This is a genomic window from Aeromonas sp. 160P (genome assembly GCF_055193095.1).
Map to the genome: position 1 here is coordinate 3,779,115 of NZ_JBUXKV010000001.1, position 17,080 is coordinate 3,796,194.

16 protein-coding genes are annotated in these 17,080 nt (G+C 58.4%); 9 read left to right on the forward strand and 7 right to left on the reverse strand.

The genetic code is table 11. From position 1 onward, the window contains the following. Positions 1 to 34: 34 nt before the first annotated feature. From ACY8FN_RS17530 to ACY8FN_RS17555, 6 genes are all read left to right on the forward strand, one after another. Complete coding sequence (locus tag ACY8FN_RS17530; RefSeq protein WP_463100730.1) at positions 35 to 1,456, forward strand: carbon starvation CstA family protein; 1,422 nt, start codon at positions 35 to 37, stop codon at positions 1,454 to 1,456. Positions 1,457 to 1,671: 215 nt separating this feature from the next. Continuing rightward, entirely contained in the window at positions 1,672 to 2,010 is a 339-nt protein-coding gene (locus ACY8FN_RS17535; RefSeq protein ID WP_042018749.1) for a DUF3302 domain-containing protein, read from the forward strand. 3 nt (positions 2,011 to 2,013) lie between these two features. Continuing rightward, on the forward strand, positions 2,014 to 3,051 hold the full coding sequence (locus ACY8FN_RS17540; protein WP_101315374.1) for an HlyD family secretion protein: 1,038 nt from the start codon (positions 2,014 to 2,016) through the stop codon (positions 3,049 to 3,051). Positions 3,052 to 3,165: 114 nt separating this feature from the next. Continuing rightward, the gene (locus ACY8FN_RS17545; protein WP_463101198.1) at positions 3,166 to 4,926 is read left to right on the forward strand and encodes a DEAD/DEAH box helicase; all 1,761 of its coding nucleotides are present in this window, start codon (positions 3,166 to 3,168) and stop codon (positions 4,924 to 4,926) included. Positions 4,927 to 5,049: 123 nt separating this feature from the next. Further along, entirely contained in the window at positions 5,050 to 6,486 is a 1,437-nt protein-coding gene (gene dacB, locus ACY8FN_RS17550) for a D-alanyl-D-alanine carboxypeptidase/D-alanyl-D-alanine endopeptidase (protein WP_101324133.1), read from the forward strand. Between the two features lie 130 nt (positions 6,487 to 6,616). Continuing rightward, a complete protein-coding gene (locus ACY8FN_RS17555) occupies positions 6,617 to 6,880 on the forward strand; it encodes a GrxA family glutaredoxin (protein ID WP_042018746.1) in 264 nt (87 codons plus the stop codon). Between the two features lie 107 nt (positions 6,881 to 6,987). Here the strand turns inward: ACY8FN_RS17555 and ACY8FN_RS17560 are convergent, their stop codons facing one another. Beyond that, positions 6,988 to 7,833 (reverse strand): endonuclease/exonuclease/phosphatase family protein, encoded by an 846-nt coding sequence (locus tag ACY8FN_RS17560; protein ID WP_463100731.1) that lies wholly within the window; start codon positions 7,831 to 7,833, stop codon positions 6,988 to 6,990. Between the two features lie 106 nt (positions 7,834 to 7,939). On the opposite strand from ACY8FN_RS17560, the gene ACY8FN_RS17565 reads away from it, so the two are divergent. Continuing rightward, a complete protein-coding gene (locus ACY8FN_RS17565; RefSeq protein WP_033138934.1) occupies positions 7,940 to 8,164 on the forward strand; it encodes a hypothetical protein in 225 nt (74 codons plus the stop codon). Here ACY8FN_RS17565 and yciA read toward each other — a convergent pair whose 3' ends face one another. The 4 genes from yciA to ACY8FN_RS17585 form a co-directional block, all read right to left on the reverse strand. Then, the gene (gene yciA, locus ACY8FN_RS17570; protein ID WP_068977556.1) at positions 8,165 to 8,569 is read right to left on the reverse strand and encodes an acyl-CoA thioester hydrolase YciA; all 405 of its coding nucleotides are present in this window, start codon (positions 8,567 to 8,569) and stop codon (positions 8,165 to 8,167) included. 59 nt (positions 8,570 to 8,628) lie between these two features. After that, the gene (locus tag ACY8FN_RS17575) at positions 8,629 to 9,462 is read right to left on the reverse strand and encodes an NAD-dependent epimerase/dehydratase family protein (RefSeq protein ID WP_463100732.1); all 834 of its coding nucleotides are present in this window, start codon (positions 9,460 to 9,462) and stop codon (positions 8,629 to 8,631) included. Between the two features lie 135 nt (positions 9,463 to 9,597). Next, entirely contained in the window at positions 9,598 to 10,257 is a 660-nt protein-coding gene (locus ACY8FN_RS17580) for an EcsC family protein (protein ID WP_139728780.1), read from the reverse strand. 410 nt (positions 10,258 to 10,667) lie between these two features. Beyond that, positions 10,668 to 11,420, reverse strand: a complete 753-nt coding sequence (locus ACY8FN_RS17585) for a substrate-binding periplasmic protein (RefSeq protein WP_463100733.1) — start codon at positions 11,418 to 11,420, stop codon at positions 10,668 to 10,670. Positions 11,421 to 11,546: 126 nt separating this feature from the next. Between ACY8FN_RS17585 and ACY8FN_RS17590 the strand changes: the two genes are divergently transcribed. Both ACY8FN_RS17590 and ACY8FN_RS17595 read left to right on the forward strand, forming a co-directional pair. Beyond that, positions 11,547 to 13,349 (forward strand): MOSC N-terminal beta barrel domain-containing protein, encoded by a 1,803-nt coding sequence (locus ACY8FN_RS17590; protein WP_463100734.1) that lies wholly within the window; start codon positions 11,547 to 11,549, stop codon positions 13,347 to 13,349. Positions 13,350 to 13,570: 221 nt separating this feature from the next. Continuing rightward, the gene (locus ACY8FN_RS17595; protein ID WP_463100735.1) at positions 13,571 to 15,283 is read left to right on the forward strand and encodes a methyl-accepting chemotaxis protein; all 1,713 of its coding nucleotides are present in this window, start codon (positions 13,571 to 13,573) and stop codon (positions 15,281 to 15,283) included. A gap of 84 nt (positions 15,284 to 15,367) precedes the next feature. Here ACY8FN_RS17595 and htpX read toward each other — a convergent pair whose 3' ends face one another. Continuing rightward, a complete protein-coding gene (htpX, locus tag ACY8FN_RS17600; RefSeq protein WP_042018732.1) occupies positions 15,368 to 16,240 on the reverse strand; it encodes a protease HtpX in 873 nt (290 codons plus the stop codon). Positions 16,241 to 16,344: 104 nt separating this feature from the next. Next, the gene (gene bioD / locus ACY8FN_RS17605) at positions 16,345 to 17,022 is read right to left on the reverse strand and encodes a dethiobiotin synthase (RefSeq protein WP_463100736.1); all 678 of its coding nucleotides are present in this window, start codon (positions 17,020 to 17,022) and stop codon (positions 16,345 to 16,347) included. Between the last annotated feature and the right edge of the window lie 58 nt (positions 17,023 to 17,080).

A 17,080-nucleotide genomic window follows, 5' to 3' on the forward strand; every position in this document is an offset into this window, starting at 1 on the left:
GCAAATCAAAAAATAACAATGCAGGAGCGTAGCAATGATCTGGTTCTTCCTCTGTGTCGGCTTACTTGTCGCCGGCTATTTCATCTATGGCAAGTTCATCGAACGGATATTTGGCCCGCAACCCGAGCTGAAAACCCCCGCCATCACCATGGCTGACGGGGTGGACTATGTCCCCATGTCGGACAAAAAAGTCTATCTGGTACAACTGCTCAACATCGCTGGCGTCGGCCCCATCTTCGGCCCGATCCTCGGTGCCCTCTACGGCCCGGTCGCCATGCTGTGGATCGTCTTCGGTTGCATCTTCGCCGGTGCGGTACACGACTACTTCTCCGGCATGCTGTCGGTACGCGCCAATGGCGCCTCGGTCCCGACCGTGGTCGGTGAGCATCTTGGCAAGGTCGCCAAGCACTTTATGAACCTGTTCGCCGTGGTGCTGCTGATGCTGGTGGGCGTGGTGTTTGTGCTGAGCCCGGCAGGCCTCCTGGCCAACCTCACCTCTACCGATCTGGTCTACTGGATCATGGCGATTTTTGCCTACTACATCCTCGCGACCATAGTCCCCATCGACAAAATCATCGGCCGCTTCTACCCCATCTTCGGCGCCCTGCTGGTGTTTATGTCGGTTGGCCTCATCATTGGCCTGATCGTCTCCGGCAAAGGCTTCTACAACACCGGGATGGATTTCTCCAACCTGCACCCGACCGAGCTGCCCCTGTGGCCACTGTTGTTCATTACCATCGCCTGTGGCGCGGTATCGGGCTTCCACGCCACCCAGTCACCGCTGATGGCGCGCTGTATGCAGAACGAGAAATCCGGCCGTTTCATCTTCTACGGCGCAATGATCGGTGAAGGCATCATCGCCCTGATCTGGTGCACCCTGGGTCTCTCCTTCTACGACAGTACCGAAGCGCTCAACGCCACCATGGCCAACGGCGGCCCGGCGGCCGTGGTACACGAAGTCTCCACCAGCCTGCTCGGCACCGTGGGCGGCATTCTGGCCATCCTCGGCGTGGTGATCCTGCCCATCACCTCTGGCGACACCGCGTTTCGCAGTGCCCGCCTGATCGTGGCGGACTTCCTGAAGGTGACCCAGAAGCCGCTGATGAAGCGTCTGCTGATCGCCATCCCCATGTTTATTCTTGGTTTCATCATCTCCAAGGCCGAGTTCGGGGTGATCTGGCGCTACTTCGGCTGGGCCAACCAGACCACCGCCGTTATCATGCTGTGGGCCGCCGCCGCCTTCCTCATCAAAGAGGGCAAGCTGCACTGGGTCTGCACCATCCCCGCCATGTTCATGACCGCCGTGGTATTCACCTATCTGGCCAACGCCCCCATCGGGTTCGGGCTGGAGATGGGGATCTCCACCATCATAGGTCTGACTGCAACAGCGGTCATTACCGTGGCCTTCCTGGTGAAATTCCGCCAGCCGCTGGTTAGCAGAACCAGTGAAGGGTGACATTGCTTGTAAAAACGAAATAAAAAGGCGCCATAAGGCGCCTTTTCTTTAATAATAAAATCATAAACAAAACAACCATTTGCTCCCTTCAGCCCCGATACAGCCAAAAGCCTTAAGATTTGGTGCGAATTAACGATAAACATGTGATTATTAGTCACTTTAGACCTTGCGAATACCCATGAACAAGCTGCGCGTCAAGCCAGTGGAGGTTATATATGGCCCTTGAATATTTTGCTCTTGGCCTGCTCGTCTTTGTCGGGCTGGTCATTTTTTATGGGGTTATCGTGATCCACGATATTCCGTACGAGATTGCCAAACATCGCGACCATCCTCATCAGGATGCCATTCACGTCGCCGGTTGGGTCAGCCTGTTTACCCTGCATGTGCTGTGGCCATTCCTCTGGATCTGGGCCACCCTCTACCGTCCCGATCGTGGCTGGGGCTTTAGCCAGCGGCTGCAAAAAGATGAAGAGGATTTGGCAGCCCTCAAGCAAGAACTGGCCGATTTGAAGAGCCGTATCAACACTATCGAACAGAGTGAGCAACAGGGGTAAACCATGGACCTGCTATTGATCCTGACCTATACGGCACTGTGCGTAGCCGTATTTAAAATCTTCCGTATCCCGCTCAACAAGTGGACAGTGCCGACCGCAGCACTGGGTGGCGTCATCCTCATCGGCACCCTGATCATGCTGATGAACTACAACCACCCCTACTCCGAGATGGCGCGTAACTACTACATTTCCACTCCCATAGTGCCGCTGGTCAAGGGCCGGGTTACCGAAGTGCCGGTGCAGCCCAACCAGCCGGTGAAAAAAGGGGATGTGCTATTTCGTATCGATGATGAACCGTTCCGCCTGAAAGCAGACAGCCTCACCGCTCGGGTCGAGTCAAACCGCGAACACCTCAAATCGATCGAGGCTAGACTACGCGCCGCCAAGCTGGATCGGGATCGCGCCAGAGAACTGATGCAGCGCGGTGTCGGCAAACAGCGTGATCTGGATGTGAGCCAGGCCAACGTGGACGATATCGTGGCGCAGATTGACCAGCAGAAAGCCAACCTGAGCGATCTGCAATCCCAACTGCAAGAAGCCAAATATCAGCAGGCCCAAACCGTGGTTTATGCCCCGACAGATGGTCATGTGGTGCAGCTGGCCCTGCGTCCGGGCATGATTGCGACCCCGTTCATGTTCCGTCCGGTGATGACCTTTATTCACAAGGATGACACCGCTTATGTTGGCTGGTTCTGGCAGAACAGCATGCAGCGCCTCGCGGTTGGTGATGAAGCCGAAGTGGTGATCGACGGTGTGCCCGGCAAGATCTTCAAAGGAACCGTGACCTCGGTGATCCCGGCCATTGCCGCGGGTAACGTGCAAGCCAACGTCGGTCTGCTGGATCAAACCACCGCCGTTCGTCCTGGCCGTCTGCCAGTACTGATCTCCATCACCGACCCCGAGTGGGCCAAGTATCAGGTGATTGCCGGTGCCAGTGGCCAGGCCGCCATCTATACCGAACATTTCCATCACGTATCCATCATGCGCAAGATCCTGCTGCGCATGGCAAGCTGGATGAACTACATCTTCCCGTTCCATTAATCAGCACCATCCCTCCCAGCGGGCCGGCATCATGCCGGCCCGCTGTTTTTGTGGCAGCAAGATCCCTATAATGGCGCCATCCTGCGCCGCACCATGCCCAAACGCCACACCCCCATGTTCGTTCTCAGACCCTATCAAACCGACGCCGTCAACGCCGTGATCAGCCACTTTCGCCAGCACCCGGACCCTGCCGTGGTGGTGCTGCCCACCGGTGCAGGCAAGAGTCTGGTGATCGCCGAACTGGCCCGCAAAGCCCGTGGTCGGGTGCTGGTACTGGCCCACGTCAAGGAGCTGGTGGAGCAGAACCACGCCAAGTACGAGGCGTGGGGGCTCAAGGCCGATATCTTCGCCGCCGGCCTTGCCCGCAAGGAGGCGAGCGCCCAGGTGGTGTTCGGCTCGGTGCAGTCGGTGGCCCGCAATCTGGCGGCCTTCGACGGCGCCTTCTCGCTGCTGATCATCGATGAATGCCATCGGGTCTCGCTCGATGACGACAGCCAGTACCATCAGGTGTTAGACCACCTCAAGGCCACCAATCCGGCCCTCAAGATCCTCGGCCTCACCGCCACCCCCTATCGGCTGGGGCTGGGCTGGATCTACCGGCGCCACTACCACGGCATGGTGAAGAGCCACGGCGAGCGGCTGTTTGGCGACTGCGTATTCGAGCTGCCCCTGCGTTTCATGGTGAAAAACGGCTATCTGACACCGCCGCGCATGGTAGACGCCCCCATCGTCCACTACGACTTCAGCAAGCTGGTGGCGCGGGCAAACGGCCTGTTCAGCGAGGCGGATCTCAACGGCGAGCTCAAGCGCCAGCAGCGGGTCACCCCCCATATCCTCAGCCAAGTGCTGGAGTATGCCGCCGACCGGCAGGGGGTAATGATCTTCGCCGCCACCGTCGAGCACGCCCGGGAAATTCAGGGGCTGCTGCAAGCCCAATCCCAGAGTGCTGCCCTGATCACCGGCGAAACACCAAGCCCGGAGCGCGATGCCCTTATCAGCGCTTTCAAGGGGCGGGAGATCAAGTTTCTGGTCAACGTGGCGGTGCTCACTACCGGCTTTGATGCCCCCCATGTCGATCTTATCGTGATGCTGCGCCCCACCGAGTCGGTGTCGCTCTATCAGCAAATAGTCGGTCGGGGTCTGCGCCTCTCGCCGGGCAAGGAAGATTGTCTGGTGCTCGACTATGCGGGCAACAACTTCAACCTGTTCGCCCCCGAAGTGGGGGAGCCCCGCCCCCACGCCGGTACCGAGCCGGTGCAGGTGCCCTGCCCCGCCTGCGGTTTTGCCAACACCTTCTGGGGCAAGACCGACGAAGATGGCAAGGTGATCGAGCACTACGGCCGCCGCTGTCAGGGGCTGTTTGAAGATGACGAAGGCAACCGCGAGGAGTGTGACTACCGCTTTCGCGCCAAGATCTGTCCCGGCTGCGGCGCAGAGAACGACATTGCCGCCCGCCGCTGCCAGAGCTGCGATCAACTGCTGGTGGATCCCGATGACAAACTCAAAGAGGCGCTCAATCTCAAGGATTGCATGGTGATCCGCTGCGCGGGGCTGACCCTCACCGCAGGGCGCGGCAAACAGGGGGAGCGGCTGGAGGTGACCTACCACGATGAGGATGGGCTGACCCTCAACGAATACTTCGGTTTTCACTCCCCGGGCGCACAACGCTTGTTTCAACAGCGCTTTGTGCGTCATCATTGGCCCGCCCCGGGGCTGGAGCCCGAATTCACCACCCTGGCGAGCGTATTGGCTGCGCAAAGCCAGTTCCGTCATCCGGATTTTGTCATCGCCCGCAAATCGGGCCGTTTTTGGCAGATAAAAGAGAAGATTTTTGATTATGACGGCCGCTATCGCACCGCCAACGCACTGGCGTGATGGTGACCGGCATAACAGAATGGATTGCTTTACGACTGTCGATGCCCCATCGACGGGTGAAACAAGGTTGATTTATCAGGACTGGCACCACTGCCAGCCCCCTTCGTCACGTTAGAGGATGTTATGCAGCGGCTGTTGATTGGTTTTTGTGCTCTCTTTTCTCTGGCGGCTCAGGCTGCCCCGCTGACGCCCCCTCAGGGTGGCCAGTACGCCATCATAGTGCAGGGTAATAACGGCGTTGAGTTCGCCCGCCACGCCGATCAGATGATCGCTCCTGCCTCCACCATGAAGGTGCTCACTGCGCTGGCTGCCCGGTTGGAGCTGGGGGCAGATTTCCGCTTTGCCACCGACATTCAGGCTCAGCCCGGTGCCAAACAGGGTGACACCATCAACGGCGATATCTGGATCAACTTCGTCGGTGACCCCACCCTCTCCCGAATGGACCTGCTGGCCCTGTTCAAGCAGCTCGGCGTCACCAATATCAAGGGCAATGTCTACGTCAACACCGGCGCCTACAACGGCTACGAGCGTGGCAACGGCTGGTCGTGGGGGGATCAGACCCTCTGCTTCGCCGCCCCGGTCTCGTCGGTGATCATCGACAAAAACTGCGCCTACGGTACCGTCACCGCCACCCAGATTGGCAAACCGGCCACCGGCAATGTCGCCACTGGCGTAGCCATCGGCATCGGCGCCGACAATGTGGAAGTGATGAGCTACGGCGACATGGCGCGCCAGTTCTGTGCGCTGGAAGTAGACATGGCCAAGGGCAACTTCTACGAGCTCAAGGGCTGCATCACCCCGAACAAGGAGCCACAGGGGCTGCGGTTTGCCATCCACGACGTGGAAGCCTGGGGCTGGGACAACATCCGCTGGGCGATGAACCGGGCGGGCATCAAGCATGATGGGCTGCTGCGGGTCACCCACAAGGCACCGATTGGTGCCGAGACCCTGGGCACCCACTACTCGGTCTCCCTGCCGGTGATGCTGGCCAAGATGCTGAAGAAATCGGACAACCTCTACGCCGATACCTTCCTCAAAACCGTGGGCCGTCACTACTACAACAAGCCGGGTAGCTATCGCAGCGGCACCATGGCGGTGCGCGCCATCCTGACCAAGAACGGTATCGATCTGGGCAACGCCACCCTGGCCGACGGCTCCGGCCTCTCTGCTCACAACCTCATCAGTGCCCGTCAGATGCTGTCGGTGCTGAACTTCATCCAGAAAAATGACGCCGAGCTTGGCCTGATCAAGCTGCTGCCAAGTTCACAGGTGGATGGCACCCTGGCGTGGCGCCGCAGCGTCACCGCCCCGATGATGAAGAACAAGGTCCACGCCAAGACCGGCACCATTACTGGCACCTCCAACCTGGCCGGCTTTATCGATACCGCGGGCGGCCAGCGCAAGGCGTTCGTGATGTTCCAGCGCGGCCTGTCACAAGACCCCGCCACCCATGAGCGCTACCGTGCCAGCAAGGCGCCGTGGCCCTGGACTGTATTCGAGAAGGGCGTGCTGGAGGGCATCTATCAGCAGCAACCGATCCAGATTGCCGAGCCGCAGTGACGCTGCAATAGGCCCACTCGGATCAGGGTATCGATAATTTCGGCTTCAAGTCGCCACGAGGCAGGGCTATGCTGTTGCCTGCCTCATATCAACGGCCATACACAAACGGCTTAAAGAACGGAGAGTAAATATGTTTGCAGTGATTTTTGGTCGCCCGGGTTGCCCCTACTGTGTCCGTGCCGTACAGGTCGCCGAGCAGCTGACCGAACAGCGCGATGACTTCAAATTCCGCTACGTGGATATCCATGCCGAAGGCATCACCAAAGAAGATCTGGCCAAGAGCGCCGGCAAGCCGGTCAATACCGTGCCGCAGATCTTCCTGGACGAGCAGCACATCGGTGGCTGCACCGATTTCGAAGCCTACGCCAAAGCGAATCTGGGTCTCTACCAGTAATCCTTGCGGGTCATCCCGAGCTGGCCCCTGTTGCCAGTTGCGTATAAAAAAATCCGGCGCCTGATGGCGCCGGATTTTTTATGGGCAACACGTGCACATCATCCCGATCAGGGGGTCACAGACTGGGCGGCAAAGCGCGCAATGATGGGGTTGTGATCCGAACTGTCGGTGGCCGGTGAGCTCACCTCGACCAAGTCCAGATTGCGGTAGTAGAGGTGATCCAGCGGGCGACCGAAAGCGGTGCGGCGCAGGTCAGGCTCCGGCAGCGCCTCTTGCAGGCCCAGCTCGTCCACCAGCTTGTTCAGCCAGAACTGGCGCTTGTCGCTCCAGGTGTTGAAATCACCGGCCAGAATAACCGGCCCCTGATGGCGGCGCACCAGCGCAGTCAAATCATTGAGCTGCTCGCGGAAAGTGGCCATCCCCAGTTCGAAGTTGACCGCATGGAGGTTGATCACCAGCACGCCGTCAGGGTCGCCCTGCAGCGGATAGAGGCTCACCAGCCCGGATTTGGGGATGCGCAGCAAGGGCTCGGGGGAGCGCACGCCACAGACGAACGCCTGCGGGGTCTTGGCCACCGTCATCACCCCGAACGACACGCCGCCCTGGGTGAAGGCTTGCAGCTGTTGCCACTGGAAATCACCGGCGCGCAGCCAGTCGAGCATCTCGGGACGGGTGGCCGACTCTTGCAGCAGCACCAGATCCTGCCCCTTGGCGTAACTGTCCACCCCTTCACGCCAGTTCTTGCGCTGGCCCTTGTAGAGATTCCACACCGTCACCCCGAACTCCCGAGGCAGCGCCGTGGTCGCCAACGCTACCAGCGGCGGACGCTGGCAGTCGAGTCCCGGCACAATCCCTTGAGCAGTGACCAGATGATTCTGATCCGGCACCTCAAAACAGCCTACCAACCCCAAGGTCAGCAGGGAGGTGCCAAGAATGCGATAACTATTTTTCATTGGCTAACAACCGCCCGCCTTTGCTTTTTGTTGCGACCATCACAAACGTCATCCGCGCCGACTACGCTGATAGTCCCTGTTCCACCCAACCAGAAGGAACCTGGCAATGGCGAGAGAACTTCGGTATTGCGTGACGTTTTATGATCAACAAGGAAATTGTCATCAAGTGGAGCTTGCCACCGTCTATCAGATAAGACGGGACTCTCAATGCGATCTCTGCCTGTTTGACACCCTGCAATACGTGGGGTCGGAAGAGATACTGGAACGCATGATACGGCAAAAAACCGGGCTTGAGCAGGAAATATCCATCATCAATGCCCGGCTGATTTGATCAGACGCTGACCGGAACCGGGCGGGATTTACCGCAGTCGTCGATGGCGACATAGGTAAAGACCCCCTCGGTCACGCAGTAACGCTGGGCATCGTTTTCCCGCAGTACCGGCTTGACCCACACCTCCAGCTTCAGCTTCATGGAGCTGCGGCCAATCTTGATGCAGCGACCGTAGCAGCAGACCACATCGCCCACCTTGACCGGACTGTGAAAGGTCATGCCTTCGACGGATACGGTACAAATACGTCCTTTTGCCAGCTCCTTGGCCATGATGCCCCCACCTATATCCATCTGGGACATGATCCAGCCACCAAAGATGTCGCCATTGGGGTTGGTATCGGCTGGCATTGCCAGGGTTCTCAGCAACAACTCCCCATCGGGGTGACGTTTTGTATCTACCATCATTACCGCCTCTCTCTCATGGATGGCGGCATGATAGGGGGCGATCACCCCCTTGGCAAACCTCAATTGCCCGAGGCGGCGAGCTCGGCAAACCAGTGGGCCGGATCGGGCCAGCGATAGTTGAATCCCATCTGCTGGCAAATCAGCTGACCGTCGATGGGCTGAAATTCACCGACAGGCTCGATAAAGACCGGTACAGGCAGCCCCTGCTGGCGGGCCGCAAAGGGGTAGAACTGCTCGCGGCGCGGATGCACAGGCGCGCTCAGGTTAAAGACATCCCCGTCCTTGCCCCGCTCCAGCAGCAGCATGCAGGCCGCCACCACATCGTCCAGATGAACCAGATTGACCGACTGGGCGCCGCCATCCAGGGTCTTGCCCGCCAGGAAACGGCCGGGATGGCGATCCGGGCCATAAAGGCCGGAGGGGCGCACTATCATCACCGCCTCGAAACCGGCCGCCAGCACCGCCTGCTCCGCCGCCAACATCCGCTCGCCACGAGCATGACGCGGTTTGGGCTGCTCAACCTCTTCTTGACCCGCCCCCCACACCGAGGTGGCGCTGACAAACAGCACCCGCCGGGTGCCACTCGCTTTGGCAAGCTGACAGGCCTTTGCCACCGCCTGCGGATAATCGTCGGTCTTGCTCGGCGGTACGCAGATAACTAGCGATTCGCAGGGGATGGGCCACGGCTCTTTTTGATCAGCGACGGGCATCTCGGCAGAGATCGTCAGCGGATGGGCATCGATCCCCTCCCCCTGCAAACGGGCCGCCTTCTCGGCGCTGCTGACCGTCACCGCCACCGGCTTACCTGCCGCCAGCAGGGCCCGCGCCAGCGGTAACCCGAGCCACCCCGCCCCCAGAATGCCGATCGTCCCGGCTACATCTTGCTCTGTCATCGTCCCTTCTCCTGCTTGACACTATTTGCCCCGCAGCTTACCTGCCTTGGAAAGAAAAGGAAGCCTTAACCTGCAGATAGATAAATGCCGCCAAGACGGCGGCATTTTACGCTGTTGTGAGCATATATACCGGCATTAAGCATCTGCGGTAAAGAAGTCTCTAGCTTTAGAACCTACATACCAAGTAATACCTTTATTTGCAGAGAAGCCAATTACTACGCCAACACCGAATGGTATTGCCTTTTCCAAGGCTTTACGTGTAAAAGTAATACCGAGTTTTTTAAAGATTTCTTTGATGGCCTGTAACGTCGCGCCTTTTAAGTGTTCTTGTACAAGCTTTACGAAGGCTTTTGAACCTACAGCTTTTCCACCCTCCTTGGCAGCCTCACTCATAGCACCCAGACCCGCAATTATGTAACAGAGGCGTTTCTCCTCTTCAATCAGAATGTCATGTCCATAAACCGTGGCAAGAGCCATTGTCATTTCAATTTGAAACTTCATACATGCAACCGCATCTGCACTTGCACCACCACCAATTGCAACAGCGGTTCCTATACCTGGAATAACTCCTGTTAATGCGGTCGTGCCTCCTGTGAATGCCGCATAATAGCTGTAATTAGATATAATCTTTTCAGCGCTCAGCTGCCGTATTTCATCTTCAGATTTATCCGGTTTCGATTTTTTATACTTTTCTATAACTTGAATAGTTTCTTTCTTGATATCTTCAGGCTTTGCCAAGATCAACTCTACTGCCTGTAGAAGCTTTGGTTTTCCCTCAATAATCTCCGTGCTCATTTTTACTCCTAGGAATTAGTCTCTAACAATTCTAATGCAGAAAGCATACATATAACAGCACGTTGTTGCCCCATATATCCTGCCTCACAGCTCCCATTCTATCAACATAATTAATGTTTGTTTTCAATGTGCGGCCTTCATCACATATTTTTATTATCAGAATAATGGATATATATTTTCTCTATTAACATCCAACGTTCTTCTCCTACCAAGAAGCGGGCCACCAGCACGCTTCGTCATACCTATTCCACCCCATCATCACACCGGCGGATGGAAATGGCTGGCCTCTTCCGGATGGCTTTGGGCCAGCACCCGATAACGGGTCTCCTTTTGGCGGTATGTAGCGAGCGGAATGGCGGGGCCAGAGTGTCGAGGCTAAAGGGGTCTACCCCACACGGCGCAACAGCGGGTTATTGCTCATAGAGACCGGAGCGTGACTCCAGCAACATCTTCTCCAGCTGGCCGCTGGCCTTCAGTTTGGCGAGCCCCCGGTTGAAGGTCTGGATCAGCTCGTCAGCATTGGCGCGCTTGCGGCTGATCAGCAGGTGACCTTCGACTTTCATCACGGGTTTTGAATGGGTTGTGAACAGATCGACTGTGCTGGCCGGGTAGAACTTGCGCAAGGAGTAGTAGCCGACATCGATGTTCTCCAGCGTCAGGTCGGCGCGACCGGAGAGCAGCAGATCGAAGCTCTGGCGCAGCCGGGTGACAAACTGCACCTGCAGTGGCACCTGCTCGATGGCAGCAAAAAAATCGGCATCGTAGGTATAGCCACTGACCGCCGCCAACCTGCGCTCTGCCAGATCCGGATAACCGCGCCACTCAAGGGGGGCTGACTTGAGATAGAACCAGACATAGGTCTCGCTCAGGATGGGATCGCTGTAGAGATGGGTTTTGCGCCGCTCGCTCGATTCATACCAGTGGACAGTGCCATCCACCACCCCCTCTTCCGACAAGCGAAAGGCCCGCTTCCAGGGCAGAAACTGAAACTTGACGCTCACCCCTTCACTCTTGAATGCCTCGCTCACCACATGGGGGATAAGTCCCTGATATTTCAGCGTCTCGGAGCAGTAGGGCGGATACTCCCCGGTGGTCAGGGTCAGCTCCTGCGCCCAAATACCGTGGCAGCACAGCCACCCCGCCAGCAACCAGATCACTCTCATCCCCATCCCCTCTTGCGCCGTTTTTCCAACTATAGACTGCCGCAGTGAAAGGATTGCCGGATTGAGGTGGAACCGTTATGTTGCCCTCCTCCCGAGCGAAAACAGCGACTTAAGAAGGACTCAGACATGCCAACACTCGACAGCATTCATCTCTACCCCATCAAATCAACGGCAGGCATGCCACTGAGACGCGCCCTGGTGACCGAAGAGGGGCTGGCAGGAGATCGCCGCTATATGGTGGTCAAACCGGACGGCACCTTTATCACCGCGCGCACCCATCCCCAGTTGCAGCAGGTCGTCGCCACCCCCATCGAAGGCGGCTTGCAACTGCGCTATCCGGGCTTTGAACCGCTTACCTTGCAAGAGGCCGATTTCAACCGCGCCCCGCAGGCCACCGGGGTCTGGAGCGACCGCTTCACCGCCCTGCATACCGACCCAAAAGCCGATGGATGGTTGAGCCGGGTGGCAGGGGAAACAGTGCAACTGCTGTGGCTGGGTGAAACCTCTGACCGTTTTCGCGAAAAGACCGGCACCCGGGTCAGCTTTGCCGACGGTTATCCGCTGCTGCTGATCAGCCAAGCCTCCCTTGAGGATCTCAACCTGCGCTCCGATGCCCTGCACCAGATGAGCCAGTTTCGCACCAATCTGGTGGCAAGCGGCATCCGGCCGTTCGAGGAAGACAGCTGGGTGCGCATCCGCATCGGCGAGGTGGAGTTTCAGGTGGTCAAGCCCTGCAGCCGCTGCATCATGACCACGGTGGAAACGGGCACCGATCGCTTCAATGCCCTGAAAGAGCCGCTGGCCACCCTCACCCGCTACCGCCGGGGCGAGGATGGCGAGGTCTACTTCGGCCAGAATCTGGTAGCGCTGAATGAGGGGTGGATTGAGGCAGGCTGCGAGATAGAAGTGCTGGAGCGCACCCGGCCGGTGATCTATCCCAACGCCGCCCCGAAAAAGCGGGAGCTGGTCTGCGTGGCCCGCGAACCGCTGGCGCGGGATCTCGAAACCTTCTGGTTCGAGGCGGCCGATGGCGAGCCCCTGTCCGACTACCTGCCGGGCCAGCATCTGCCCATCAGCCTCGATATTAAAAATGAGCGCATTCAACGGCGCTATACCCTGAGCTCCACGCCCGATCAACCGGAGCGTTACAGCATCAGCGTCAAGAAGATGGCGGGTGGCCGCATCTCCCACTGGCTGCACCAGCAGCTGCAGGTGGGCGACCGGCTGCTGGCCGCCACTCCTGCTGGCGAGTTTCACTTGGGCAGCGAGCGCAATCTGCTATTGCTCTCGGCAGGCTCCGGCGTCACCCCCATGCTGGCGATTGCCCGTACTCTGGCGCTGCGCGGGGAGCTGGAAGATGTTCATTTTATGCATCTGTGCCGCAGCGAAGCGGACATTCCCGCCGCCAGCGAACTGCACGCCATGGCGCAACAGGGCATGATGCTCACCCTGATCCTGAGCCAGCCAGATAGCCACTGGCAGGGGCTGCAAGGGCGACTCAATGATGAACATCTGCGACGGGTCAAAGGGCTGGCCGGGAGAGAGGTCTTTCTCTGCGGCCCCCACGGTTTTATGGCCGATGCCGCCGCCAGAATCACGGCCCTCGGCGTACCGGCCGCACGGATCAGACAGGAAAGCTTTGGCGGTGCCATCCTATCGGTGGCCCGCCCCCATCAGGCGGTACAACTCAAGATCGGGGAGCAGGCATTCACCGGTAACAATCAGGGCACAGTGCTGGATCAGGCCAACAAGCAGGGCGTGGAATTACCCTGGAGCTGCCGCGCTGGGATCTGCGGCAGTTGCAAACAGACGCTGGTCTCGGGCGAGGTGGATCACCCGGATGCCCCCGCCATCACCGCCGCCGAGCGGGCCGAAGGCAAGATCCTCACCTGCTGCGCCGTGCCGCTGACCGATCTGGAGATCTTATGATCTGGTGATCGGGCCGCGTTAACTCACCCTCACTCAGATGACCGGGGACTTGACCCCGGTCATCTTTTTGTCACCTGGTTTGATTCCAGCCCTCCCTTTCGTCCTCCCCCACCCACAAGAGCACATTTCCTTCCTATACTCTCAGGGCAAAAAGCCTTGCCAGACACTGACTTAGCAATACCCCAAACGACACTCATCCATAGGGAAAGGACGCCCACACCATGGAACAGAACAAGCCCGCCTTTCAGCTCAACCTGCTGCTATCCGTCATCACCCTGATCCTGCTGTCACTGGTGTTTTTCGCCTACAGCTGGGCGGGGAAACAGCTGGAAGAGAGCTATCGGCAACAATATGTCTCCTACTTGCTGGCCGATGAGCTGCGCCAATCCTCCGATGATCTGACCCGACTCGGGCGCACCTACGTCATCACCAAGGATCCCGCCTACGAGCAGCAGTACATGCGGATCCTGGCCATTCGCAACGGGGAGCAAGCCAGACCTGATGGCTACCACCGTATCTATTGGGACTTCGTCGCCGCCAACGGCCAGAACCCGCGTTCCGATAGCAATGTTCGCCGTGGCCTCATCGATCTGATGAAGGATGCCGGTTTTACCGAAGGGGAGCTCGCCAAGCTCAACGAGGCCAAGAACAACTCGGATGCGCTGGTCAACACCGAGGTCGCCGCCTTCAAACTGGTGCAGCAGACCGATGGTGATCCGGTCGCCAACCAGCAACAAGCCATCGCTATGATGCATGACAAGGCCTATCACCAGAATAAGGGGCGCATCATGTCCCCCATCGATGACTTCTACGTGATGATGGAGGCCCGCAATCAAGAGGCGGTCGAGAGCGCCATGAGCAATACCGACATGCTGCGCTATCTCTTTATCGCCCTCGGTCTGGTGTTGATGTTTTTCCTCTGGCGTACTTATCGCTCCCTGCTCGATCTGGTGGGCACCTCAGTCGAACAGCTCAAAACCGATCTCCATCTGCTCGCCATTGGGGACTTCTCGCTGCCCATCAAGGTGCCACAAGGCTCGAAAGAGAGTCTGATCGGCCTGCTCGGCGGCATGCAGAGCACCCTCAAGGGGATCATCGCCAAGGTATCTCACTCCACCGAAGAGTTGTCGAACTCTGCCGACAGCATCGCCCAGATCGCCGAACAGACCGCACTGTTCGCCACTTCCCAGCAAAGCAGCACCCAGACCATGGCCGCCGCCATCGAGGAGCTGGTGGTGAGCATCAGCCACCTTTCCGACAACGCGACCCATGCTGACGAGCTGAGCAAGGTCTCTGCCAATACCCTGGAGGAGGGTTCCGGGGTTATCAAGGAGACCCTGGACAGCATCGAAAATATCTCTACCACGGTGGGCGAAGCGGCCGGCACCATCTCCGAGCTCAACGGCCATACCCAGCAGATTTCGGAGATCATCGGGGTGATCCGCAGTATCGCCGATCAGACCAACCTGTTGGCCCTCAACGCCGCCATCGAGGCGGCACGGGCTGGGGAGCAAGGTCGTGGCTTTGCGGTGGTCGCCGACGAGGTGCGCAATCTGGCCAGCCGATCTGCCGCCTCCACCCAGCAGATCACCGGGATGATCAGCAAGATCCAGAGCGGGGCAGATGCCTCCATCCGCAGCATGGAAACCACAGTCAACAACGTCTCCCGCGGGGTCAGTCTGGCCAACCAGACCGGTGAGGCAATTTCAAGCATCCGCAGCCACGCCTCCAACCTGACCGGCCTGATGGGGGAGATCAGCCACACCCTGCGCGAACAATCTACCGCCGCCAACGAGGTGGTCTCCACCGTCGGCAACATCACCTCCCTCTCCGAGCAGTCGGGGGATGCCGCCCGTCATGTGTCGCAAGAGGCGGCCAAGCTCAAGCAGCTGTCACGGGTGCTGCGTCAGGAGATGGGGCACTTCAAGCTTTAAAAAACGCGACAAAGCAAAACGGCTGCCCCAAGGCAGCCGTTTTTTTATTCGGGGTTATCCCCTGCAATCCATATCCAGCATCAATCAACCACGCAGGGCGGCGATGCGCTGCTCGATGGGCGGGTGGCTCATGAACAGCTCGCTCATGGAGCGCTTGCCGTTGATGCCAAAGGCCATCATGGAGCCTTCCAGCTGCGGTTCTGCACCGCGGGAGAGGCGCTCAAGGGCGGCAATCATCTTGTCGCGACCCGCCAGCTTGGCGGCACCGGCATCGGCGCGGAACTCGCGCTGACGGCTGAACCACATGACGATCATGGAGGCCAGTACGCCAAACAGCATCTCCAGTACGAATACGGTGATCATGTAGGCAAAGCCGCCGCTACTGCTGCTCTCTTCACTGTTGTTGGAGCTGAAGAAGTTGCTGATCACCCCAGCCACGATGCGAGCGAAGAACATCACGAAGGTGTTCACCACCCCTTGCACCAGGGTCAGGGTCACCATGTCGCCGTTGGCTACGTGGCTCACTTCGTGGGCCAGCACAGCTTCCGCTTCGTCACGGCTCATGCTGTAGAGCAGGCCGGAGGAGACCGCCACCAGCGAATCATCGCGGCGGGCACCGGTAGCAAAAGCGTTCATCTCGGGAGAGTCGTAGATCCCCACTTCCGGCATCTTGATACCCGCTTCGCGGGCCTGACGGGCCACAGTGCTCACCAGCCAGTGCTCAGTCTCGTTACGGGGTTGCTCGATGACCTGGACACCGTAGCTGCGCTTGGCCATCCACTTGGACATCAACAAGGAGATAAAGGAACCCCCAAAACCGAACACGGCACAAAACATCAACAGGCCGGTAATGCTGGACTTGTTAATACCCAGAACCGAGAACAGGATATTGAGTACCACCCCCAGCACCAGCATGACGGCCAGGTTGGTCACCAGGAATAGCATAATTCGCTTCATATAGACTCCTTGTGAAAAATAGGACATGACAGCCGGTCACCCACCTGATCATGTTAATGGTGGCCATTCTAGATGGATTCGATGAATGTTCGCTGAATGTGCCGTTAAAGTAGCGGAGATATATCGATACGCCCCTGCAAATTGGCCTCAAGCGGATTGTTTATAAACGGAATTTCCCCCAGAAAGGGGGCAGGCAGCAAGCTTCTGAGGGTGTCCAGATTTTCCTGATAATGGCTCATGGAACCATGGAGCCGATTAATTACCCAGCCCGCCACCGGCAGTTGATCATTACGAATGGCGGCAAAGGTGAGCAACGCATGATTTAGGCAACCCAGCTTGGCCCCCACCACCATGATCACCGCCATGTTCTCCTGTTTTACCCACTCCGACAGCAGATGCTTGCGATCGAGCGGCAGGTACCAGCCCCCTGCCCCTTCCACCACCGTCAATTCAGCCCCCGCCTGTTCAATCTTGCGCAACCCCTCGCTCAAGCCCTGCATGGTGATGGGCTGGCGCGCCTCGCTGGCGGCGATGTGAGGGGCAATCGGTGGCTCGTAGGCGAAGGGATTGACCATCTCATAGGGCAGTTGCAGGCTCGCCGCCTCTTGCAGCAACACCGCATCGAGATTGCGCAGCCCGTCCGGGGTGCGGGCACATCCCGCAGAAACCGGCTTGTAGCCAGCACAGTTGATCCCCTGTGCGCTGAATTCTCGCAGCAGGGTGCGCGCCACCAGCGTCTTGCCCACATCGGTATCGGTGCCGGTGATAAAGAATGATTTCATACGGTTCTCTCCTTGGCAGGGCGCCGTTGACTGCCCTGCAGATATTGCCATTCCCGAC